Source organism: Geminicoccus roseus DSM 18922, from assembly GCF_000427665.1.
Taxonomy (GTDB): domain Bacteria; phylum Pseudomonadota; class Alphaproteobacteria; order Geminicoccales; family Geminicoccaceae; genus Geminicoccus; species Geminicoccus roseus.
Genome location: NZ_KE386572.1, coordinates 62,792 through 83,629, shown reverse-complemented (window position 1 = coordinate 83,629; position 20,838 = coordinate 62,792). Strand labels below are relative to the sequence as shown.

The 20,838-nt window shown below is 70.5% G+C and carries 17 protein-coding genes; 10 read left to right on the top strand and 7 right to left on the bottom strand.

The window, feature by feature from the left end:
• Window positions 1-157: 157 nt before the first annotated feature.
• A complete protein-coding gene (locus GEMRO_RS0101730) occupies window positions 158-340 on the bottom strand; it encodes a hypothetical protein (RefSeq protein WP_157505416.1) in 183 nt (60 codons plus the stop codon).
• A 217-nt stretch (window positions 341-557) separates the two neighbouring features.
• Here GEMRO_RS0101730 and GEMRO_RS0101725 point away from each other — a divergent pair, with 217 nt between their 5' ends.
• Together GEMRO_RS0101725 and GEMRO_RS26935 are read left to right on the top strand one after the other, a co-directional pair.
• Window positions 558-1,361 (top strand): GNAT family N-acetyltransferase, encoded by an 804-nt coding sequence (locus GEMRO_RS0101725; protein WP_035486118.1) that lies wholly within the window; start codon window positions 558-560, stop codon window positions 1,359-1,361.
• Between the two features lie 3 nt (window positions 1,362-1,364).
• Window positions 1,365-2,258, top strand: coding sequence for a lysophospholipid acyltransferase family protein (locus GEMRO_RS26935; protein WP_051328576.1), 894 nt, complete (start codon window positions 1,365-1,367; stop codon window positions 2,256-2,258).
• A 7-nt stretch (window positions 2,259-2,265) separates the two neighbouring features.
• Here the strand turns inward: GEMRO_RS26935 and GEMRO_RS0101715 are convergent, their stop codons facing one another.
• From GEMRO_RS0101715 to GEMRO_RS0101705, 3 genes are read right to left on the bottom strand one after another with little or no spacing between them, the layout of a single operon-like run.
• On the bottom strand, window positions 2,266-3,387 hold the full coding sequence (locus GEMRO_RS0101715) for an ABC transporter permease (protein ID WP_027132633.1): 1,122 nt from the start codon (window positions 3,385-3,387) through the stop codon (window positions 2,266-2,268).
• 3 nt (window positions 3,388-3,390) lie between these two features.
• Window positions 3,391-6,138: a ribosome-associated ATPase/putative transporter RbbA gene (gene rbbA / locus GEMRO_RS0101710; RefSeq protein ID WP_051328575.1), complete on the bottom strand. Its 2,748-nt coding sequence runs from the start codon at window positions 6,136-6,138 to the stop codon at window positions 3,391-3,393.
• A complete protein-coding gene (locus GEMRO_RS0101705) occupies window positions 6,128-7,114 on the bottom strand; it encodes an HlyD family secretion protein (protein ID WP_027132631.1) in 987 nt (328 codons plus the stop codon). Before GEMRO_RS0101705 ends, rbbA begins: the two co-directional genes overlap by 11 nt.
• A 243-nt stretch (window positions 7,115-7,357) precedes the next feature.
• On the opposite strand from GEMRO_RS0101705, the gene GEMRO_RS0101700 reads away from it, so the two are divergent.
• The 5 genes from GEMRO_RS0101700 (at window position 7,358) to GEMRO_RS26930 (ending at window position 11,863) form a co-directional block, all read left to right on the top strand.
• Window positions 7,358-8,167: a transglutaminase-like domain-containing protein gene (locus GEMRO_RS0101700; protein WP_027132630.1), complete on the top strand. Its 810-nt coding sequence runs from the start codon at window positions 7,358-7,360 to the stop codon at window positions 8,165-8,167.
• Between the two features lie 92 nt (window positions 8,168-8,259).
• Window positions 8,260-9,447 (top strand): alpha-hydroxy acid oxidase, encoded by a 1,188-nt coding sequence (locus tag GEMRO_RS0101695; protein WP_051328574.1) that lies wholly within the window; start codon window positions 8,260-8,262, stop codon window positions 9,445-9,447.
• Window positions 9,444-10,130, top strand: coding sequence for an RraA family protein (locus GEMRO_RS0101690; protein WP_027132628.1), 687 nt, complete (start codon window positions 9,444-9,446; stop codon window positions 10,128-10,130). The genes GEMRO_RS0101695 and GEMRO_RS0101690 overlap by 4 nt, the downstream gene beginning before the upstream one ends.
• A gap of 96 nt (window positions 10,131-10,226) precedes the next feature.
• On the top strand, window positions 10,227-10,871 hold the full coding sequence (locus GEMRO_RS0101685; protein WP_051328573.1) for a YitT family protein: 645 nt from the start codon (window positions 10,227-10,229) through the stop codon (window positions 10,869-10,871).
• A 188-nt stretch (window positions 10,872-11,059) separates the two neighbouring features.
• A complete protein-coding gene (locus tag GEMRO_RS26930; RefSeq protein WP_035484586.1) occupies window positions 11,060-11,863 on the top strand; it encodes a methyltransferase domain-containing protein in 804 nt (267 codons plus the stop codon).
• 109 nt (window positions 11,864-11,972) lie between these two features.
• Here the strand turns inward: GEMRO_RS26930 and GEMRO_RS0101675 are convergent, their stop codons facing one another.
• Together GEMRO_RS0101675 and galE are read right to left on the bottom strand one after the other, a co-directional pair.
• The gene (locus GEMRO_RS0101675) at window positions 11,973-12,902 is read right to left on the bottom strand and encodes an AEC family transporter (protein ID WP_027132626.1); all 930 of its coding nucleotides are present in this window, start codon (window positions 12,900-12,902) and stop codon (window positions 11,973-11,975) included.
• Between the two features lie 5 nt (window positions 12,903-12,907).
• Window positions 12,908-13,897, bottom strand: coding sequence for a UDP-glucose 4-epimerase GalE (galE, locus tag GEMRO_RS0101670; protein ID WP_027132625.1), 990 nt, complete (start codon window positions 13,895-13,897; stop codon window positions 12,908-12,910).
• 230 nt (window positions 13,898-14,127) lie between these two features.
• On the opposite strand from galE, the gene GEMRO_RS0101665 reads away from it, so the two are divergent.
• The 3 genes from GEMRO_RS0101665 (at window position 14,128) to GEMRO_RS26925 (ending at window position 19,862) form a co-directional block, all read left to right on the top strand.
• A complete protein-coding gene (locus GEMRO_RS0101665; RefSeq protein ID WP_027132624.1) occupies window positions 14,128-15,981 on the top strand; it encodes an ABC transporter ATP-binding protein in 1,854 nt (617 codons plus the stop codon).
• Between the two features lie 32 nt (window positions 15,982-16,013).
• Window positions 16,014-16,406: a MerR family transcriptional regulator gene (locus tag GEMRO_RS0101660; protein WP_027132623.1), complete on the top strand. Its 393-nt coding sequence runs from the start codon at window positions 16,014-16,016 to the stop codon at window positions 16,404-16,406.
• Window positions 16,407-16,487: 81 nt separating this feature from the next.
• Window positions 16,488-19,862 (top strand): ATP-binding protein, encoded by a 3,375-nt coding sequence (locus GEMRO_RS26925; protein ID WP_084506419.1) that lies wholly within the window; start codon window positions 16,488-16,490, stop codon window positions 19,860-19,862.
• On the opposite strand, the gene GEMRO_RS0101650 is transcribed toward GEMRO_RS26925, so the two are convergent.
• Entirely contained in the window at window positions 19,859-20,662 is an 804-nt protein-coding gene (locus GEMRO_RS0101650; RefSeq protein ID WP_027132622.1) for a 2-keto-4-pentenoate hydratase, read from the bottom strand. The two genes, GEMRO_RS26925 and GEMRO_RS0101650, sit on opposite strands and share 4 nt — an antisense overlap.
• Window positions 20,663-20,838 lie beyond the last annotated feature (176 nt).

Sequence of the window (20,838 nt, the reverse complement as noted above, 5' to 3'; positions counted from 1 at the left end):
ATCACGCTCGTCCTCTTCGCCTGCTGTCCGGCCCGCGCCCGCAGGCAAGATCCGGCGGGCGGTCCCCGCCGGCTTTCCGGCGGCGGTCGGCGCGGTGGTGGCAAAAGGCGGCGGGCGGCGCAACCTCGCCTTCAAGCCGCGGGCGGGACCCGCCGGCTCAGAAGAACAGCCAGCGCGCCGCCAGGGTCAGCAGGAACCAGCACCCGCCGGAGCCCAATACGATCAGCATGGCCGACTGCGGCAGCGGCAGCTTCTCGACCTCGCCGCCCGCCATCTCTGGCGCCGGGACCCGCATCGCCCCGTTCGCCGCCGCACCGCCGAAAGCCGTCGCGTCCATCATCGTGGTCTCCAAGTTCATCCGCTTGGCCAGAGCATGCACGCCCAGCTCTTAACGAAACGTGAAGAAGCCACCGTCATCCGGCGGTCGCGATACGGCGAAGCATCCGTCACCAGACAGTCGCGAAGGCGCAGCACCAGAGTATTAAACAGGCGATCGGCAAGCAGAGTTCTTGGCCGCAAGCAGGATCGCAACGTTCCGGCGGTTCGAGGAGAAGTTGATGAGCCCTGGTATTCAGGACGGCGTCATGGAACTGCGGCTGGCTGAAGATCCGAGGGAGATCGCGGCCGCCCAGGCGCTCCGCTACCGCGTGTTTGTCGAGGAGATGGGAGCGGGCACCAGCCCGGCCTGCCACAAGCTGCGCCGGGACATCGACCCGTTCGACGCGTTGTGCGACCACCTGCTGGTGATCGACCGGGCCGCCTCGCGCCCGGGTGCTCCGGTGGTGGTGGGCTCCTACCGGCTGCTGCGGCGAAGTGTCGCCGAGCGGGCCGGCGGCTTCTACACCGCCGGCGAGTTCGACATCAGCGGCCTTTTGGCCAGCCGCGGCGAACTGCTGGAACTCGGCCGCTCCTGCGTGGCGCCGGAGCATCGCGGCGGCCATGTGGTTCAGCTGCTCTGGCGCGGCCTGTGCGACTATGTCGACCGCCACGGCATCGACGTGATGTTCGGCTGCGCCAGCCTGCCCGGCACCGACCCGGACGCGGTGGCCCACGCCCTTTCCTGGCTGCACCGCCACCACCGGGCGCCGGCCTCGTTCCGCCCGGCCGCCCTGCGCGGCCAGCGGGTCGAGATGGACATCCTGCCGCCCGGGCAGATCGACGAGACGCTGGCCAAGCGCCAGCTGCCGCCGCTGCTCAAGGGCTATCTCCTGGCCGGCGCCGTGGTCGGCGACGGCGCCTCGCTGGACCCGCTGTTCAACACGATCGACGTCTGCGTGCTGCTGCCCTGCGAGGGCGTGCGCCAGCGCAACCGCCGCCGGTTCCAAAAGCCGGTCCGCCCGCCCGTCCTGGCAGCGGCCTGAGCGGTGGCGGCGCTCGCTCCAGCCCTCCGCTTCGTCCTGCGCGCGCTCTGCTTCGTGCTGGTGCTGCTGCTGGGCCTGTCGATCTATCTGGCGGCGATGCCGTTCGGCCGCCGCGCCACCTGGATCGGCCGGTTCGTCTGGTGCCGGGGCTGCCTGCTGCTCCTGAACATCCGGGTGCAGCGCCATGGGCAGGCCTTCACCGCCTGCCCGACCCTGTTCGTCGCCAACCATGTCTCCTGGCTGGACATCCTGGTGCTGGGCCAGGCGGTGGACGGCACCTTCGTGGCCAAGTCCGAGGTGGCGGGCTGGCCGGTGTTCGGCTGGCTGGCGCAGCTGGCCGGGACGATGTTCATCCGCCGGCACTGGCGCTTCGCCCGCGAGCAGCGCGACGAGCTGGCCCAGCGCCTCCGCCGGGGCGAGGACATCATCCTGTTCCCGGAGGGCACCTCCACCGACGGGCTGGACGTGCTGGCGTTCAAGAGCACGCTGTTCGCCGCGGCCGAGCCCAAGCTGCTGGACCGGCCGGTGGCGGTGCAGCCGGTGACGATCGCCTACGTGGCCCTGGCGGACGGGATGCCGATCGGCCCGGACCAGGCGGACCGCTATGCCTGGTACGGCGACGCCCTGTTCGGGACCCACCTGTTCGGCGCCCTGTGCGACCGGGGCTGCCGGATCGAGCTGGTGTTCCACGAGCCGGTGCTGTCCTGGGAGGTGCCGGACCGCAAGGTGATGGCGCGGCAGATGCAGGCGGTGATCCGCGCCGACCTGGCGATGCGCGTGGGGCAGGCCGTGCCGGCGGCGCCGGACGAGGTCGAGGCTGTGCTGGGCCGGATCCCCGCCGCCCCGGCCGCGGGGTTCGCCGCGGCGGTGGCGGAGCCGGCCGACCAGTTCTCCTGAGGACGCCTCAGGCGAACAGCGCGGCACGGAAGCGGCGCAGCGCCACCAGGAAGAACAGGCTGCCGAGCGCCAGGATCAGCGCCAGCTGCGGCCAGACGATCGACAGGCCGGCGCCGCGATAGAGCACGCCCTGGGCGAACGCCACGAAGTGGGTCGAGGGCGAGGCCTGCATCAGCCACTGCAGGAAGGGCGGCATCGCGTCCAAAGGCGTGGAGGAGCCGCTCAAGAGGTTCATCACCACGAACACCGGGATCGCGAGCAGGCCGAACTGCGGCATGGTCCGGGCGATGGTTGCCAGCATGATGCCGAGCGAGGTCACCGCCAGCAGGTAGACGGCGGTGCCCAGCACGAACAGGAGGGTGGAGCCGGCGACCTCCGCCCCCAGCACGCCCCGGATCACCACGGTGAGCGACAGGGCGGCGGCAACCAGCACGATCAGCCCGTTCGCCCAGATCTTGGCCAGCATCACCTCCAGGGGTTTCAGCGGCATCACCAGAAGATGCTCCAGCGTGCCGTGCTCGCGCTCGCGGATCACCGCGGCGCCGGTCAGGATGATCGACAGGATCGAGACCGAGTTCACCAGCTGCATCACCGCGTTGAAGCTCTCGCTGTCCAGGTTCGGGTTGAACGCGGTGCGCACCGCCAGGCCGAACGGCAGGGCCGTGCCGTCCGGGGCGGCGGACAGGAAGGCGGCGACCTCCTGCTGCACGATCTGCGTGATGTAGCCGGCGCCGGTGCCGGCCTGGGCGATGGCGGTGGCGTCCACCGCCAGGGACAAGGCCGGCTGGCGCCCGGCCAGGACGTCGCGCTCGAAATGGGGCGGGATGTCCAGCACGAAGGTGGTGCGCGCCAGGGTGAACGCCTGGTCGACCTCGTCCAGCTCCAGCGGGACGGGCTCCTGGAAGCGCGGCTCCAGCAGCGCGTCGGCGATGGCGCGGGACAGGCGGCTGCGGTCTTCGTCGACGATGCCGACCGCGGCGTTGGAAACTTCCATGCGGGCGCCGCGCGCCACCGAGACGATCGCGAAGCTGAACGAATAGGCGATCAGGAACAGGAGCACCGGGTCGCGCAGCAGCGAGGCCAGCTCCTTCAGGCCCAGCCAGAACGCGGCGGACAGGGTGCGGCGCATCGCTCAGCGCGCTCGCTTGCGCAGGAGCAGGGCCGCCAGCGCCAGATAGGCCAGGGCGAGGCCGGCCAGGGCCAGCAGCGGCAGGACCAGCTCGGCCAGGCCGGTGCCCTTGGCGAAGGCGCCGACCGAGACGATCTGGAACCAGGCCGAGGGGAACAGCCGGCCGATCCAGGGGGTGACGCCGGAAAGCGAGCTGACCGGGGTCATGAAGCCGGAGAAGTTGATCGCCGGGATGGTGGTGGCGATCGCGGTGCCGAACATGGCGGCGACCTGGCTGTTGACGAAGGTCGAGAACACCAGGCCGACCGCGGTGGTGCCGGCCACGTAGAGCAGGGCGCCCAGGGCCAGGGTCAGGAAGCTGCCCTGGACGCTCAGGCCGAACAGCAGCACCGCCATCAGGGTCAGCAGGAGGAAGCTCACGAACGCCACGCCCATGTAGGGCAGCTGCTTGCCGACCAGGAACTCCAGGCGGCGGGTCGGGGTGACGTAGAAATTGACGATCCCGCCGGTCTCCTTCTCGCGCACCACCGCGAGCGCGGTCAGCATGGCCGGGATGATCACCAGGAGCAGCATCAGGACGCCTGGCACGATCGCGCGCACGCTCTCGAACTGCTGGTTGTAGCGGTAGCGGGTCTCCACCTCGACCGGCGGCGCCGCGCCGGCGTTTCGGCCCAGCTCGCCGGCGATCCGCGCGCCGAAGCCCTGGGCCACGCCGATCGCGTAGGCGCGCGCGGTCTCGCCGCGGAACGGCATGGCGCCGTCGATCCAGATCCCGATTTCCGGGCTGCGGCCGGCCTGCAGGTCGCGGCCGAAGCCGGGCGGGATCACCAGCGCCACCTTGATGGCACCGGCCTGCAGGCGATGGTCGAGCTCGGCCAGGTTGGCGAGGTCCGGCTGCTCGGCGAAGTAGCGCGAGCCGCGATAGTCCGCGGCCAGCGCCCGGCTCTCGGCGCTGCGGTCCTGGTCCAGCACCGCGAACGCCACGTCCTCGACGTCGAAGCTGATCCCGTAGCCGAACGCGACCATCAGCAGGACCGGGCCCAGAAAGGCGAACACCAGCCGGATCGTGTCGCGGCGCAGCTCCTTGGCCTCGCGCGCCGCCCAGGCCAGGGTGCGGGCGACAGCGCCGCCGCGGTGGCCGACGGCGATCTCCGGCGTGGAGCCGGGGCTGCTGCCGTCGTCGGTGGCCTCGGGCGCCGCCTTCTCGATCGCCGCCACGAAGGCGTCGTCCAGGTCGCGCGAGGGCACGGCGGCCTTCAATTCGGCTGGCGGCGCCACCTCCAGGACCCGTCCGGCATGCATGAACGAGATCCGGTCGCAGCGCTCGGCCTCGCCCATGAAATGGGTGGAAAGGAAGATGGTGACGCCGTCCTCGCGGGACAGCCGGATCAGCAGCTCCCAGAACCGGTCCCGGGCGATCGGGTCGACGCCCGAGGTCGGCTCGTCCAGGATCAGCAGCTCCGGCTCGTGCAAAACCGCCACCGCCAGGGACAGGCGCTGCTTGACGCCCAGCGGCAGGGCCTCGGCCAGCTGGCCCTCGACCTCCTCCAGCTCGAACCGCTCCAGGAGCAGCGCGATCCGGGCGGTGCGCCGATCGTCGGGCAGGCGGAACAGGCGGGCGTGCAGCTCCAGGTTCTGGCGCACGGTCAGCTCGTCGTAGAGCGAGAACGCCTGGCTCATGTAGCCGACCCGGCGCCGGGTCTGGATGTCGCGGGCGTCGATCGGCTTGCCCAGCAGGGTGGCGTTGCCCTCGGTCGCGGGCAGCAGGCCGGTCAGCATCTTCATGGTGGTGGTCTTGCCGGCGCCGTTGGAGCCGAGAAAGCCGAAGATCTCGCCCCGCTCGATCCGGATGTCGACATGGTCGACCGCGGTGAAGGAGCCGAAGCGCTGGGTGAGGCCCTGGGCCTCGATTACCGGCGGGCCGCCGGCGGAGGTCCGGGGCGGCAGGACCGGGGCGACATGGTTCTGGCGGCGCTCCTCGGGCAGCAGGCGGATGAAGGCCGCCTCCAGGTCGTCGCTGCCGGTCCGCGCCAGCAGGCCGGCCGGCGTGTCCTCCGCCAGGATCCGGCCGCCATCCATCGCGACCAGCCGGTCGAACTGGCGGGCCTCGTCCATGGTGGCGGTGGCGACCAGCACGCTCATCGACGGGCGGTCCTGGCGGATGGCGCCGATCAGCGCCCAGAACTGCCGGCGCGAGAGCGGGTCCACCCCGGTGGTGGGCTCGTCCAGGATCAGCAGCTCCGGGTCGTGGATCAGGGCGCAGCACAGGCCGAGCTTCTGCTTCATGCCGCCGGAAAGCTTGCCGGCCGGGCGGTCCAGGAACGGGAACAGGCCGGTGGAGCGGGTCAGGTGCTCGATCCGGGCCTGGCGCTCGGCCCGCTTCTGGCCGAACAGCCGGCCGAAGAAGGCCAGGTTCTCGGCCACCGACAGGGTCGGGTAGAGGTTCTTGCCCAGGCCCTGCGGCATGTAGGCGATGTCCGGGCAGACCAGCCGGCGGTGGCGGTTCTCGGCCATCGAGCCGCCCAGCACCCACACGCGCCCGGCCTGGATCCGCTTTACGCCCGCGACCAGCGCCATCAGGGTCGACTTGCCGACGCCGTCCGGGCCGATCAGCCCGACCATCCGGCCCCGCCCGACCTCGAGGCGGACGTCCTCCAGCGCGGCGACCTTGCCGTAGCGATGGCTGACCCCGTCCAGGTCGACCACCGGGTCCGGGCCAGGACCGGGAGCTGGGCCGGGATCAGGATTCATCGGGCAGGCGCAGCTCGAGCCCGGGCGGCCAGGCAGTGTCGGGGTCGACCCGGACATAGGCGACCCCGGTCACGCCGGTCTTCACGTAGTCGGCGTATTTCGCCAGCAGGTCCCTTGGCAGCTGCAGCTTGACCCGGAACATCAGCTTGTTGCGCTCGTCCTGGGTCTCCACGAATTTCGGGGTGAACTGCGCCTCGCTGGCGACAAACGAGACGCTGGCCGGGATCCGGTAGGCCGGGGCGGCGTCCAGCACGATCCGGGCCTCCGAGCCGATCGCGAGCCGGCCGGCATCCGCGGTCGGCAGGAAGATCGTCATGTGCACGTCGGTGACGTCGACCAGGGTGTAGACGCGCTGGCCGGCGGCCACGACCGTGCCGGTCTGCACCAGCTTGTACTGGACCCGCCCGGCGCGCGGCGCCCGCAAGGACAGTTCCGCCAGCATCGCCCGGGTCCGGGCGACCCTGGCCTCCGCCCCCTCGATCGCCGCCTCGATCTGGCCGGTCGCCGCCTCGGCGGCGTCCACCGAGGACTGGGCGGCCTCGCGGGCGACCCGGCGCTGGTCGAGCACCGACTGGCTGACATTCTGGGAGCGGCGCAGCTCGGCGGCGCGGTCGTACTCGATCTGGGCCAGGGCCAGCTCGCTCTGGCGGCTGGAGAGCATCGCCCGGGTCTCGGAGAGCTGCAGGGTCAGGCGGCGCAGGTCGGCCTCCGCCTCGCGCAGCATCTCCTCGGTCTCGGTGGACTCCAGCACGGCCAGCACCTGGCCGGCTTCGACCCGGTCGCCCTCGTCGACCCGCAGTTCCTGGACGCGCCCGGCATATTTGGACGCGATGTCGATCGGCTCGGCCTCGATCCGGCCGTTGCCCTGCGCGATCCCCGCCGGCAGCTCGGGCGCCTGGTTTCGCCACCACCAGAAGGCAGCGGCGCCGGCCGCCAGCAGCACGGCCAGGACGACGAGGGTGCGCCGCGACAACATCTGCGTCCTCCGACAACTCCACCAGGCAGGATGGAGATCCGCCGGCGGCCCGGCAACCGGTCATGCACCCCCGCTGCGGCAGTTGGTCCGGAAAGCCGCGGCCGGCGCCAAACTTGTTTGCCGGAGGAACGGGACCGGACGGCACTGGCATGCTATTTGATCTGTTGTTGCAGCAACTGCCATTTCCGACGGCCCACACGGTGTGGCCCCGCGGCCGTGAGCAAGCCATGAAAGAGGGCACGCATGCGGATCCGGATCGGCTACGAAATGGACTACGATTTCCCGCAGCCGACGCCGATGATCGCGATGCTGCACGTGCACTGGTCGCGGGTGAGCGATCTGGAGGCAGCCGACCACCTGGTCACCCGGCCGTCGATCCCGCTGCACGGCTACCGCGATGTGTTCGGCAACTGGTGCACCCGGCTGGTGGCGCCGGCCGGGCAGGTGCGCTTTGCCGCCGACACGGTGATCCGCGACGGCGGCGCCAGCGACCCGGTGGCGACCGACGCGATCCAGCACGCGGTCGAGGACCTGCCCGACGACACGATCGTGTTTCTCCTGGGCAGCCGCTACTGCGACACCGACCATCTGTTCGACGAGGCGTGGCGCCTGTTCGGCACCACCCCGCCGGGCTGGGCGCGGGTGCAGGCGATCTGCGACTTCGTCCACCAGCACATCGAGTTCGGCTACCAGCATGCCCGGCCGACCCGCACCGCCCATGACGGCTACCGGGAGCGGGTCGGGGTGTGCCGGGACTTCGCCCACCTGGCCCTGGCCTTCTGCCGCTGCATGAACATCCCGGCGCGCTACTGCACCGGCTACATCAGCGACATCGGCCAGCCGCCCCCCTATGGCGCAATGGATTTCGCCGCCTGGATCGAGGTGTTCCTGGGCGGGCAGTGGCGGGTGTTCGACCCGCGCAACAACCGCCCGATGTTCGGCCGGATCCTGATCGCCCGGGGCCGGGATGCCGCCGACGTGCCGCTCACCCACACGTTCGGCCCGAGCACGCTTACCGGATTCAAGGTGGTGTGCGACGAGATCCCGGCCTGACCGGCTGATCAACCGCGCCATGTCGCGGTTGACCCTGCGCGCGGCCGGGGCCTAGGTGCTCCGACAAGGAACCGGGGCAGGGAGGCTGCCGGATGATGGAGCGGGACCAGCTCGTCCGGCGATATCTGAACGTGGACGGCTTTCGGCGAGGCGCCATGCGCGTCCTGCCGCGGCCGGTGTTCGACTTCACCGATGGCGGGGCCGAGGACGAGGTCACGCTGCGGCGCAACGAGGCGGCGTTCCACGAGCCTGCCTTGCTGCCGCGGCCGCTGCAGGGCGTGGCGGAGCGGGACCTGTCGGTCGACATGTTCGGCACGACGCTGTCGATGCCGGTGATGATCGGCCCGACCGGGCTGTCCGGGATGCTGTGGCCGGACGGCGAGCTCGAATCGCACCGGGCGGCGGCGGCCGCCGGCACCGCCTACTGCATGAGCCATGCCTCGACCGTGCCGATCGAGGCGCTGCCGAAGACCGGCCACCGCTGGATGCAGGTGTTCGTCTACAAGGACCGTGGCTTCACCCGCTCGTTCGTGGACCGGGCGGCGCAGGCCGGCTTCGACGCGCTGGTGCTGACCATCGACAACCAGACGCTCGGCCAGCGCGAGCGCGACACCCGCAACGGGTTCTCGATCCCGCCCAAGCTGCTGCTCAAGGTGATGGCGGCGATGGCGATCCGGCCGAACTGGCTTTGGCGGATGCGCGAGCGGCGCGACTTCACCTTCGCCAACTATGCCGCGATCGAGGGCGGCGCCGACCGCAACACGCTGGCCGGGCGGATGAACGCGCTGCTGGACCCGTCCATGTCCTGGGCGGACGTGGCGATGCTGCGCAAGCAGTGGGCCGGGCCGCTGATCCTCAAGGGCATCCTGCACCCCGCGGACATCCAGATCGCGCTGGACCACGGCGTCGACGGGGTGATCGTGTCCAACCATGGCGGGCGCCAGCTGGACCGGGCGGCCTCCGGGCTGGACGCGCTGCCGGCGGTGGCGGCAGCGGCCCAGGGCCGGATGAAGGTGCTGCTGGACGGCGGGATCCGGCGCGGCGTGGACGTGCTGATCGCCAAGGCGATGGGCGCGGATGCCTGCCTGATCGCCCGGCCGCAGCTCTGGGGGCTGGCGGTCGGCGGCGAGGCCGGGGTGGCGGCGGTGCTGGAGATCCTGCGCCGCGACCTGGACCGCGCCTTGTGCTTATGCGGCGTCACCCGATTTGCCGACGCGGATGCCAGCCTGCTGGCGCCGGGCGTCGTTCCCTCCACCAGGCCGAAGGCTATCGCAGCATGATCGACGAAGCGCCGATTCTCACCATCGCCAAGAGCTTCGAGCGGCCGCCGGCCGAGCTGGTCGACGCGCTGGCCGGCATGCTGACCAGCCAGATCGTCGACGCCATGGGCGGCAGCGGTGCCCTGGACTGGCGGATCAAGCCGATCGTGCCGGGCCAGGACCGGTTCTTCGGGGTGGCGCGCACCTCCGACTGCGGGCCCTGCGACAACCTCGCCATGCTGGCGTCGATCGCCGACTGCAAGCCGGGCGACGTGGTGGTGACCACCACCGCCGGCTACGAGAAGGCGGCGGTGACCGGCGACCTGGCGCTCGGCATGGCGCGCAACCAGGGCGTGGTCGGCTTCGTCACCGACGGCATGGTGCGCGACCTGGACGGGATCCGCGACATGGGCGTGCCCTGCTTTGCCCGCGGCCTGACCCCGAACTCGCCGGCGCGCAGCGGCCCCGGCACGGTCGACCTGCCGATCGTGATGGGCGAGGTCGTGGTGCAGTCCGGCGACGTGGTGGTGGGTGACCCGGACGGGGTGGTGATCGTGCCGCGCGCGCGGCTGAAGGAGGTCGTGGCGGCGCTCAAAGACGTGCGCGAGGTGGAGGCCGCGACCCTCAAGAAGGTGCAGGACGGGCTGAAGTTGTTCCCGTTCATGGAGGAACTGCTGGCGAGCCAGCGGGTCCGGCGGGTCTGAGCGGGCAGCGCCCGGTGCGCGGCGGAGTGTCGGCCGATGCGCCAGGCCGGTAGCGCCAGGAGCCCGCTCCTCTCGTCCCTGCAGCGCATGCCGCCCATGCGCCGGCGCGACGACCGTCGCCATGAGCCGGCGCGGCCAGGCGCCGGCCTGCCGCACCGGCTGCACGAGGACGTGCTCGCCATCCTCCTGGGCACGCTGCTGGTGGCGCTGGGCATCACGCTCTATGCCCACGCCACCCTGTTCACCGGCAGCACGGCGGGCCTGGCGCTCCTGCTGCACTACGTGACCGGCCACGGGTTCTGGATCATCTTCTTCGTGGTGAACCTGCCCTTCTACTACCTGGCGGTGCGGCGGATGGGCTGGCAGCTGGCGCTGCGCACCTTCCTGGCGGTCCTGCTCCTGTCGCTGTTCGCCCGGCTGACCCCGGACTGGATCAGCCTCGACCACCTGGAGCCGCTCTATGCCGCGGTCACCGGCGGCACCCTGATGGGGATCGGCATGCTGATGCTGTTCCGCCACCGCACCGGGCTCGGCGGCATCAACATCCTGGCGCTCTACCTGCAGGACCGGCACCGCATCCGCGCCGGCTACTTCCAGTTCGGCGTCGACGCCGCCATCCTGGCGGGCGCCTGCTTCGTGCTGCCGCCCGCCAAGATCCTGCTCTCGGCGCTGGGCGCCGCCGTGCTCAACCTGATCATCGCGCTGAACCACCGGCCCGGCCGCTACGTGGGCGTCAGCTAGACGGGGTCAAGCCGGACACCTCGCTGCAAGACTTCCACCTCCGACAACGCCAAGCACGCGAACCCAGCAGCGCGGTTCGCCTCTCCACGGAACCGTCATCAGCGCGATCGGACCTTTCCCATGCTAGGATCGACGGGGCTGTCCTTCACGAGCGTTCCTGCGCTCGCGACGGCTGTGGAGGATCTGGCATGGAACACGAGGAGCGAGCAGAAAGCAGATCGGAATCATCCGCCGAGGTCTTCGAACGCCTGTTCCTGCCTGCGATGGCCGGACCTTGGGCCGTCCGTGTGGCGGATGCCGCGCGCTTGGGCCCAGGCGACCGGGTCCTCGACGTTGCCTGCGGGACCGGCGCCGTGGCCGCCGAAGCGCTCAGGCGGGTCGGTCCGGACGGGAGCGTGACCGGTCTGGACCGGAGCCCGGACATGCTCGCGGTGGCGCGTCGCAAGCTTCCGGACCTGGACTGGCACGAGGGTCGCGCGGAGGCGCTACCGTTCGACGACGCAGCCTTCGATGCCGTGACGTGCCAGTTCGGGATGATGTTCTTCGACGATCCCGGGCAAGCCCTCCAAGAGATGCGGCGGGTCCTCCGCGCCGGCGGGCGCGTCGCCCTGGCAGTCTGGGACCGGCTCGACCGCACGCCCGGCTATGCCATGCTGACCGATCTGGTCGAGCGGCATCTGGGTCGGGAGGCGGGCATGCCGATCCGCGCCTCCTTCGCCCTGGGGGATGCCGACAGGATCAGATCGCTGCTCGAGACGGCAGCGTTCGTCGATGTCGAGGCCGCTTCGGTCGATGCCACCGCACGCTTCCCCTCGATTGAGGACTGGGTCGAGGCGGAAGTCCGAGGCTGGGTTGGCGGCGAGTTCGGCGACAAGGCCTACGCAGCGCTGCTCGACGACGCGAGGCATGCGCTCGCCGGATATGAGCGGCAGGACGGGTCGGTCGAGTTCGCTCTTCCAGCGATCGTCGGGACGGCGTCGACCAGAAACTAGGGGCAGCTCGATCGGGACGGGCCCAGACGAGGCCCGGGACGCCTGCGGCAATCCGACGATCACCGGGCGCCGGCTACGTCGTGATCCGGTTCACCCCCGGAGGATGCCGCTAGGGCGCCGTGAGCAGCACCACGGCCGGCAGCGCCAGCAGGGCCAAGACCGATTCGGCGACGATCAGGCCGGCCATCAGGTCGGCGTCCGCGCCCAGCTGGCGGGAGAGCAGGTAGGAGGCCGGCGCGGTCGGCAGGGCGAAGAACATGGTGATCGCCGCGGTGACGACCGGGTCCAGGCCGAACATCCTCGCCATCGCGAAGGCGATGCCCGGCAGCAGGAGGAACTTGACCAGGGCGGCCGGCAGCAGGGCGCGCAGGGGGACCAGGGCGCTCGGTGCCGCCGCCAGGGCGGCGCCCACCACGATCAGGCCGACCACGATCCCGGCCTGGCCCAGCATCGACAGGGTCTGGCCGAGCGTCTCCGGCAGCTCCACGCCCAGCGCCTTGAACAGGAGCCCGGCGGCCGAGGCCTGGATGAGCGGGTTGCGCACCAGCTCGCGCCCGAGGCGCAGCAGGCCGGGCGGCTCCTTGCCGGCATAGACCAGCAGGACCGTCACGGCGACGGTGTTGGCGACGATCACCGAGAAGGTCGAGACGATGGCGCCCGCGGCCAGGCCGACCGGGCCGAACAGCGGAAGCAGCAGGGAGAAGCCCAGGAAGTTGTTGAAGCGCATCGAGGCCTGGACCAGGGGCCCCACCTGCGGGTGCGGCGTGCGGGCGAAGCGGCACCAGCCCAGCATTGCCGCCGAGGCCAGGAGGATCGAGACCACCGTCAGCACCAGGAGCGGCAGGACCACCGCCGAGGAGGCGGCCGAGGAGGCCAGGTTCTGGAACAGCAGCGCCGGCAGGAACACGTGGTAGCCGATCCGCTCCAGCCCGCTGCGCAGGGAGGCGTCCATCCGGCCGGTGCGCTGGCCGAGATAGCCGCCCAGGACCAGGAGCAGGACCGGCAGGAAGGCGGCGAGGACCTCGCCGGTCCGTCCCATCGGCTTTAAGCGCCGCGCATCGCCGCCAGCTTCCGCTCCCAGGCCCAGGCATGCGCGACGATGGTGTCCAGGTCGTCGAAGCGGGGCTCAAAGCCCAGCACCTCGCGGATGCGGCGCCCGTCCGCCACCAGGCGGGCCGGATCGCCCGGGCGGCGCGGCTCGTCGACGATCGGGAAGTCGACGCCGGTGATCCGGCGGCAGGTGTCCAGCACCTCCTTGACGCTGAAGCCGTGGCCGTAGCCGCAGTTCAGGGGCATCGAGGCGCCGCCGTCCAGCAGGTGGCGCAGCGCGTCGACATGGGCGCGGGCCAGGTCCTGGACATGGACATAGTCGCGGATGCAGGTGCCGTCGGGGGTGGGGTAGTCCCGGCCGAAGATCGCCATGCGCGGGCGCAGGCCGGCGGCGGTCATGCAGGCGAGCTTGACCAGGTGGCTGTTGTTGGGGGTGGCCTCGCCGACCTGGCCGTCCGGGTCGGCGCCGGCCACGTTGAAGTAGCGCAGCGCCATCCAGCTGCCGCCCGACGCCGCCATGACGTCGGCCAGGATCCGCTCGGCCATCATCTTGGAGGCGCCGTAGGGGTTGATCGGGCGCAGCGGCGCGTCCTCGGGGATCGGGTCCAGGTCCGGCTCGCCGTAGACGGCGGCGGTGGACGAGAACACGATCCGGCGGATGCCGTGGCGGGCGGCGATCCGGAACAGGTTCAGGGCGCCGACGGTGTTGTTCTGGTAGTACTTGGCGGGATCCTTGCCGCTCTCGCCGACCCAGATATGGGCGGCCATGTGGATGATCGCCTCGAACCGGCCGCTGCCGAGGATCGCGTCCATCCGCTCCGGATCGCCGAAATCGGCCTCGATCAGCTCGCCCGAGGTCACCGCCCAGCGATGCCCGGCATAGAGATTGTCCAGCGTGACCGGCGCGAAGCCGGACGCCGCCAGATGCTTGACCACATGGCTGCCGATATAGCCGGCCCCGCCGGTCACCAGGACACGCGTCATATCAAACCCCGAAATCCGTCAAGGAACGGCTTCGGGCATAGAGGAGCGCGCACGCCGCGGCGAGGGTGCGCCAGGTCGCGGCTGCGGGATCGGTGAGGTTGAGTTGGCGGACAGGTTGCAGGCCGGCGGCCAGTGCCTCCGGCAGGCTGGGCGTAGACGGCGGTGGAGGGGCTTGCCTATCATCGCGGGGCCGCCGCCAGGGATCCGAACGCCGGGAGACATTGTCGCCGATGACCACGCCGATCCTGTCCGTCGCCAACCTGTCCACCGCGTTCCGCATGGAGGACGGCTGGCGCACCGTGGTGCGGGACGTGTCGTTCGAGGTGGCGCCCAGGGAGACGGTGGCGATCGTCGGCGAATCCGGGTCGGGCAAGAGCGTCACCGCGCTCTCGATCATGCGGCTGGTGCCCAAGAACGCCGGGCGGATCGAGGGCAGCGTCAAGCTGGCCGGGCAGGAGCTCTTGACCCTGCCCGAGCGCGACATGCGGCAGATCCGCGGCGATGACATCGCGATGATCTTCCAGGAGCCGATGACCAGCCTGAACCCGGTGCTGACCATCGGCTTCCAGATCGCCGAGGCGCTGGTGCAGCATCGCGGCATGTCGCGGGGCGAGGCCGAGGCGGAGACCGTGCGGCTGCTGGACAAGGTGCGTATCCCCGCCGCCCGCTCGCGCTTCCACGAGTACCCGCACCGCTTCTCCGGGGGCATGCGCCAGCGGGTGATGATCGCCATGGCGCTGGCCTGCCGGCCCAAGCTGCTGATCGCCGACGAGCCGACCACCGCCCTGGACGTGACCATCCAGGCGCAGATCCTGCAGCTCATCAAGGAACTGCAGGACGAGAACGGCATGTCGGTCCTGTTCATCACCCACGACATGGGGGTGGTGGCCGAGATCGCCGACCGGACCGTGGTGATGTTCCGCGGCGAGATGGTCGAGAGCGGTCCCACCACCCAGATCTTCGCCCGCCCAGCCAGGCCCTACACCAAGGCGCTGCTCTCGGCGGTGCCCAGGCTCGGCTCGATGGAGGGGCGGGCCCGGCCGATGCGCTTCCCGGTGGTGGACACCGCCACCGGCCAGTCCGACGTGCCGATGGAGACCGGCGAGACCATCCAGCCCCAGGCGCGGCCGGTGCTGGAGGTGGCCGGGCTGGTGACCCGGTTCGACATCCGCACCGGGTTGTTCGGCCGGGTGACCGGGCGGGTCCATGCGGTGGAGAACGTTTCCTTCGACCTGCGGGCCGGCGAGACCCTGGCCCTGGTCGGCGAATCCGGCTGCGGCAAGTCCACCACCGGGCGCTCGATCATGCGGCTGGTCGAGCCGCAGGACGGCAGCATCCTGGTCGAGGGCCAGGACGTGCGCGCCATGGACAAGCCGGGCCTGCGCCTGATGCGCCGGTCCATGCAGATGATCTTCCAGGACCCGTTCTCCAGCCTGAACCCGCGCCGCAGCGTCGGCGCCGCGATCGCGGCACCGCTCCTGGCGCACGGGCTGGCCAGCGGTGCGAAGGCCCAGGCCAGGGTCGCCGACCTTTTGCAGCAGGTCGGCCTGACCCCGGACATGGCGAGCCGCCTGCCGCACGAGTTCTCCGGCGGGCAGCGCCAGCGCGTGTGCATCGCCCGTGCCCTGGCGCTGGAGCCCAAGATCATCGTGGCCGACGAATCGGTCTCGGCCCTGGACGTCTCGATCAAGGCGCAGGTGATCAACCTGATGCTCGACCTGCAGGCGCGCTACGGCCTGGCCTACCTGTTCATCTCCCACGACATGGCGGTGGTCGAGCGGGTCAGCCACCGGGTCGCGGTCATGTATCTGGGCGAGATCGTCGAGATCGGCCCGCGCGCCGTGGTGTTCGGCAACCCGCAGCACCCCTATACCCGCAAGCTGCTGGCCGCCGTGCCGATCGCCGATCCGGCCATGCGCGGCGAGCGGCGCGAGGTGTCGGAGGACGAGATCAAGAGCCCGGTGCGGCCGCCCGACTACGAGCCGCCGGTCCGCCAGTACCGCGAGGTGTCGCCCGGCCATGTGGTGCAGGTCTGGGGGCCGGAATGGGAGCGCCAGCCGGCCGCGGCGCCGCTGGCGGCCTGAGCTGGGCGGCGAGGGGGCGGGGAAGGAATGACGTGAACATCGGACAGGCGGCGGAGCGCTCGGGCCTGCCGGTCAAGACGATCCGCTACTACGAGCAGATCGGCCTGATCGAGGCGCCGGCCAGGCGGCAGAGCGGCTATCGCTTCTACGACGAGACCGACGTCCAGACCCTGCTGTTCATCCAGCGCGCCCGTTCGCTGGGCTTCTCGGTCGACGACTGCCGCGACCTCCTGGCGCTTTATCGGGGGCAGGACCGCAGCGCCGCGGAAGTGAAGGCGCTGGCCCTGGACCGGATCGGCGAGATCGACGGCAAGATCGGCGAATTGATGTCGATCCGCGCCACCCTCTCGGCGCTTGCCGACCGCTGCGGCGGCGTGGAGCGCAATAACGGAAACGTCCTGAAGAATTTTTCATCTTCAAGTTGAGACAAGCTTGCTCTTTCAGGGAGCGGATCGCGCTGCCGCGTCTATACTGGTGGGTCCCAGGCAAGGCCGGGAGCGAGTGGGTTGGACCTCGACGCGTGGTTACGCGGACTGGGGCTGGAGCAGTACGGCCCGCACTTCCGCAAGCATGACGTAGGTTTCGGCCTGCTCGTCCGGCTGACCGCCGACGACCTGAAGGAAATCGGTGTCGCCGCCGTCGGCCACCGCCGGCGCATGCTCGATGCGATCCAGATGCTTCGCACCGGGACGGCGCCATCCGGGAACCCCAGGGCGAACGAGCGATCGCTGGATCCCAAAGCTCCGCGATACCCGCCGTCGGCAGGGCGGCGACAACTCACGGTCATGTTCGTCGATCTGGTCAGTTCCACGGAACTGAGCCAGCGTCTCGACCCGGAAGAGATGAGCGACCTGATCCACGCCTACCAGGACCTGATCACGGATGAGGTGGCGCGCTTCGGCGGCTATGTCAGCAAGTATCTGGGCGATGGAGTGCTGGCCTATTTCGGATGGCCCGTCGCCCAAGAGGATGCGGCGGAACGGGCGGTGCGCGCCGGGCTCGCCATCGCTGCAGCCATGCCTCTCCTGAACCTGGCCACCGCGGCGTCGGCGCGGATCGGGATCGCGACCGGGCAGGTGGTGGTCGGCGAACTGATCGGCAGCAGGGAGTCGCGTGAGCGTTCGGTGGTGGGAGAGACGCCCAACCTGGCTGCCAGACTGCAAGGTCTCGCCAAACCAGGCGAGGTGATCATCGCGGACGGCACGCGGACGCTGCTGGGCGACCTGTTCCTCTACCGCGACCTGGGCCGCCGCCGGCTCAAGGGGTTCAGCGCCTTGATCCAGGCCTGGTGCGTTTTGCGCGATGCGGAGGTGGGGGACCGGTTCCGGGCGCGCCACACGGCTGCGCTGACGCCGATGATCGGTCGGAGCCAGGAAATGAACCTGCTGCGCGACCGCTGGCGGCTGGCCCTTGCCGGCAAGGGGCAGGTCGTCCTGATCCGGGGCGAGCCGGGCATCGGCAAGTCGAGGATCGCCTGGGCGATCAGCGAGGAAGTTCGCGGGAGCGGGCAGATCCTGCGCTACCAGTGTTCTCCCTTCCACGTGAACGCCGCCCTATGGCCGGTCGTGGAGCAGCTCCAGCGTGCCGCAGGTTTCGCCCGGCAGGACGATGCGCAGGTCCGGCTGGGTAAGCTGGAGGCGATGCTGGGCGCCGACGCCGGCCGCGACGAGCGCACCCTGCCGCTGCTTGCGGAGCTTCTCGGCATCGATCCGGATCATCGCTGCTCCTTGGAGGACCTCAGCCCGCACGAGCGCAAGGCGCGAACCTTCCGGGCGCTGATAGCCGAGTTCGAGCGGCTGGCGGCAGGCCAGGGCCTGTTGGTCATCGTGGAGGATGCCCACTGGATGGATCCCACGACCCTTGAGCTGCTGGACCTGGCGATCGAGCAACTTCAGGACCTGCCGGTGCTGATCGTCGTGACCTGCCGGCCAGGCTTCGAGCCGCGCTGGAGCAGCCTTGGCCATGTCGGCCTCCTCACGCTCGCCAGCCTGGACGACCAGCATGCCGCAGCCATGGCCGAAAGCGTGGCGGGGCAAACGGACCTGCCGCGCGCGCTTCTCAGCCAGATCGTGGCGCGGACCGATGGCGTGCCATTGTTCGTGGAGGAACTGACCAAGACGTTGGTGGAGTCCCGGCAGCTGGTCCGGGACCTGCCGCCTCCGGGGCAGCCGGCGGATCTTCCGGTGATTCCCGCGACCCTCCAGGACTCGCTGCTGGCGCGCCTAGACCGGCTGGTGCATGTTCGTGGCGTCGTCCAGGTCTGCGCGGTGATCGGCCGGGAGTTCTCTCTCGACCTGCTGGCAGAAGTGGCCGGCTGGCCGACCAGAATGCTCAAGCGCGCGCTGGCTGATCTTCTGCAGGCGGAACTGATTTTCGTGCGCGGACCGGCAGCCCAGCGCTGTTACGCCTTCAAGCATGCGCTGGTGCAGGATGTCGCCTACCGGACGCTGCTGCGCAGTCGGCGCCGCGAGCTTCATGCCAAGGTAGCGCGAACGATCGAAGCGCGTTTCCCGGATGTGGTCGCGGTTCAGCCGGAACTGCTCGCCCATCATTTCACGCAAGCGGAGCTCATCGAGCAGGCCGTGGCCTACTGGCAGAAAGCCGGCACCCTCGCGATCGCGCGCTCGGCCGGCCGCGAGGCTATCGCCCATCTCAGCCAGGCGCTGGCCCTGCTGGACAGGATGCCCGAAGATCGCGGGCGGATGCGGCGCGAACTTGACCTGCAGATTGCTTTGGGCTCCGTGGTCGCCAGCCTGCGCGGCTACGGCTCGCTCGACGCGGAACGGGTCTGGAAGAGCGCCCGCGCCCTCTGCGAGTCGCTGGGCGAACCTGACCAGCTGCCGCTGGTGCTCCTGGCGCAATGCGGCGTGAAGGCGATTCGCGCGGACTACCAAGCCGCGAAAAGAGAAGGCGCCGCGCTGCTGGCGCTGGGCGAACGCCGAGGGGACGTGGTCGCGCAGTCGCTGGGCCACCGGGTCATCGGCGTCAACTCGTTCCACATGGGCGATCTTGCCAGGGCGCGACACCATCTGGGCGCAGTTCTCGCTCTCGACGACCCGGGGCTGTCCGCGCCCTTCGGCTTCTATTGCGACACCCGGGTGGTCGCCCTGTGCTACCTGGCGCTCATCCTCACGATTGGCGGCCGGCCGGGCCGGGCGCGGCAGTACGCCCGAGAGGCGCTGAGCCGCGCGACTTTCCTCAGGCATCCCGCTTCAGGCGCCTATGCCCGCGCCTACTGCTTCATGGTTGCCGAGCTATGCGGCGACACCGCCACGGCCCTGGCGGAAGCGGAGGCCTATCTGGATCTGGCCGAGAAGCTGGACTTCCTGATGTTTGCAGGCGAGGCGAAGGTATTCCATGGCTGGGCCCTGGCACGGACCGGACAGCCGGAGGCGGGCCTTGCCCGGATCAGCGAAGGGTTCACGGCCCTGCTGGGGACCCGCACACGGATCTTCATGCCGTACAACCGCTGCCTCCTGATCGACGCGCTCTCCTGGGCGGGACGGGCCAAGCCGGAGCTCCTGCTGCAGGTCACCAAGGCTCTTAGGCAGGCCCAGCGCATCCGGGAGGGCTGGTTCGAAGCGGAACTGGTGCGCCGCCGGGGCGAGCTGCTGGCCCTGGAACCGGCGGCCGATCCGGCTGCAGCCAAGCAGGAGTTGGAAAGGGCCTGGTCCATCGCGGCTGCGCAGGACGCCCCGCTGTGGCGGCTGCGCACCGCGATCAGCATGGCTCGTGCAGCCACAGCGGCAGGCGAGGCGGGGCTGGCGCATCAACGGCTGGCGGCGGCCTGTGCCTCCTTCACCGGAGATCCGGAGCTGCCCCATTTCCGAGAAGCGCAGGAACTGCTGCGCCGGGGTGGCCGCATCCTGCGCCCGGACTAGGCGCCGAACGCGATCCGCAGCCCGCCCAGCACGCCGAAATCGACCTCGACCTCGTCGCTAGCCTCGACGGCGAGCGGCACCATGCAGGTGCCGGTGGTGACCACCTGGCCGGCCTGCAGCGGGATCGACAGGCGGGACAATTCGTTGGCGAGCCAGGTCAGCGCGACGCGCGGGTCGCCCAGCACGTTGGCGCCCTGGCCCATCCGGGTGGTGGGCGGCTGGCCCGGGCGGCGCACGGTGGCCTTGGGCGCGAAGGTGACCAGGTCCAGGTCGCGCCACCCGTCCGGGGCAGGCTCCCCTAAGACGAACTGGTGGGCGCAGGCATTGTCGGCCAGGAGCTGGGCCTCGCCGGCGCTGACGAAATCCTCGAAGCGGGAATCCGGGACCTCGATCGCCGGGTGCAGGCTGCCGACCGCCGCCATCACCTCGTCGGTGCCGTAATCTCCTGGACGGGGCGCCAGGGTTTGGGCCATCCGGAAGGCGAACTCGGGCTCGGCGACCTTCATGGCGTTGCCGGCCAGGGACACGGTGGCGCCGGGGGGCAGGACCCGCTCCTGCAGGATACGGCCGGCCAGCGGCCCGTCCACGCCGATATGGGCCTGGCCGGCCAGGCTGGTGGCCGCGATCTTCCAGCCGAACAGCGGCGAAGCGCTGCGCTGCTCCAGGAAGGCCTGGGCCTCGTAGCCGTCGGCGCGCGTCCGCGGGCGCATCTCGTCGGGCACGGAGGGCAGCTTCCAGCCTTCCTCCCAGCAGCGGAACAGCAGATCGGATGCCGCCTTCATCCCCGCATCGGCCGTCATGAGCGCTCCCCTGGCATGGCTTGTCTGTTGCATTGTCGTTGCTCTCTACCTGCGTTCGCGAAAGCTCCAGAGCAACCGGGATCGACGCCGTCGCGGCAGGGAAAGCGGGGTGAGCCGGGGGACGCCCTGCGATCGGTCCGAGACTTCGGGACGCCAAGCCCCTATGAGCGGCAGCG

What these genes read in the sequence shown, in the direction of transcription:
- GEMRO_RS0101730 (WP_157505416.1), bottom strand. Translation starts at nt 340, where the DNA reads ATGATGGACGCGACGGCTTTCGGCGGTGCGGCGGCGAACGGGGCGATG.
- GEMRO_RS0101725 (WP_035486118.1), top strand. Translation starts at nt 558, where the DNA reads ATGAGCCCTGGTATTCAGGACGGCGTCATGGAACTGCGGCTGGCTGAA.
- GEMRO_RS0101715 (WP_027132633.1), bottom strand. Translation starts at nt 3,387, where the DNA reads ATGCGCCGCACCCTGTCCGCCGCGTTCTGGCTGGGCCTGAAGGAGCTG.
- rbbA (WP_051328575.1), bottom strand. Translation starts at nt 6,138, where the DNA reads ATGAATCCTGATCCCGGCCCAGCTCCCGGTCCTGGCCCGGACCCGGTG.
- GEMRO_RS0101705 (WP_027132631.1), bottom strand. Translation starts at nt 7,114, where the DNA reads ATGTTGTCGCGGCGCACCCTCGTCGTCCTGGCCGTGCTGCTGGCGGCC.
- GEMRO_RS0101700 (WP_027132630.1), top strand. Translation starts at nt 7,358, where the DNA reads ATGCGGATCCGGATCGGCTACGAAATGGACTACGATTTCCCGCAGCCG.
- GEMRO_RS0101695 (WP_051328574.1), top strand. Translation starts at nt 8,260, where the DNA reads ATGATGGAGCGGGACCAGCTCGTCCGGCGATATCTGAACGTGGACGGC.
- GEMRO_RS0101690 (WP_027132628.1), top strand. Translation starts at nt 9,444, where the DNA reads ATGATCGACGAAGCGCCGATTCTCACCATCGCCAAGAGCTTCGAGCGG.
- GEMRO_RS0101685 (WP_051328573.1), top strand. Translation starts at nt 10,227, where the DNA reads ATGCGCCGGCGCGACGACCGTCGCCATGAGCCGGCGCGGCCAGGCGCC.
- GEMRO_RS26930 (WP_035484586.1), top strand. Translation starts at nt 11,060, where the DNA reads ATGGAACACGAGGAGCGAGCAGAAAGCAGATCGGAATCATCCGCCGAG.
- GEMRO_RS0101675 (WP_027132626.1), bottom strand. Translation starts at nt 12,902, where the DNA reads ATGGGACGGACCGGCGAGGTCCTCGCCGCCTTCCTGCCGGTCCTGCTC.
- galE (WP_027132625.1), bottom strand. Translation starts at nt 13,897, where the DNA reads ATGACGCGTGTCCTGGTGACCGGCGGGGCCGGCTATATCGGCAGCCAT.
- GEMRO_RS0101665 (WP_027132624.1), top strand. Translation starts at nt 14,128, where the DNA reads ATGACCACGCCGATCCTGTCCGTCGCCAACCTGTCCACCGCGTTCCGC.
- GEMRO_RS0101650 (WP_027132622.1), bottom strand. Translation starts at nt 20,662, where the DNA reads ATGACGGCCGATGCGGGGATGAAGGCGGCATCCGATCTGCTGTTCCGC.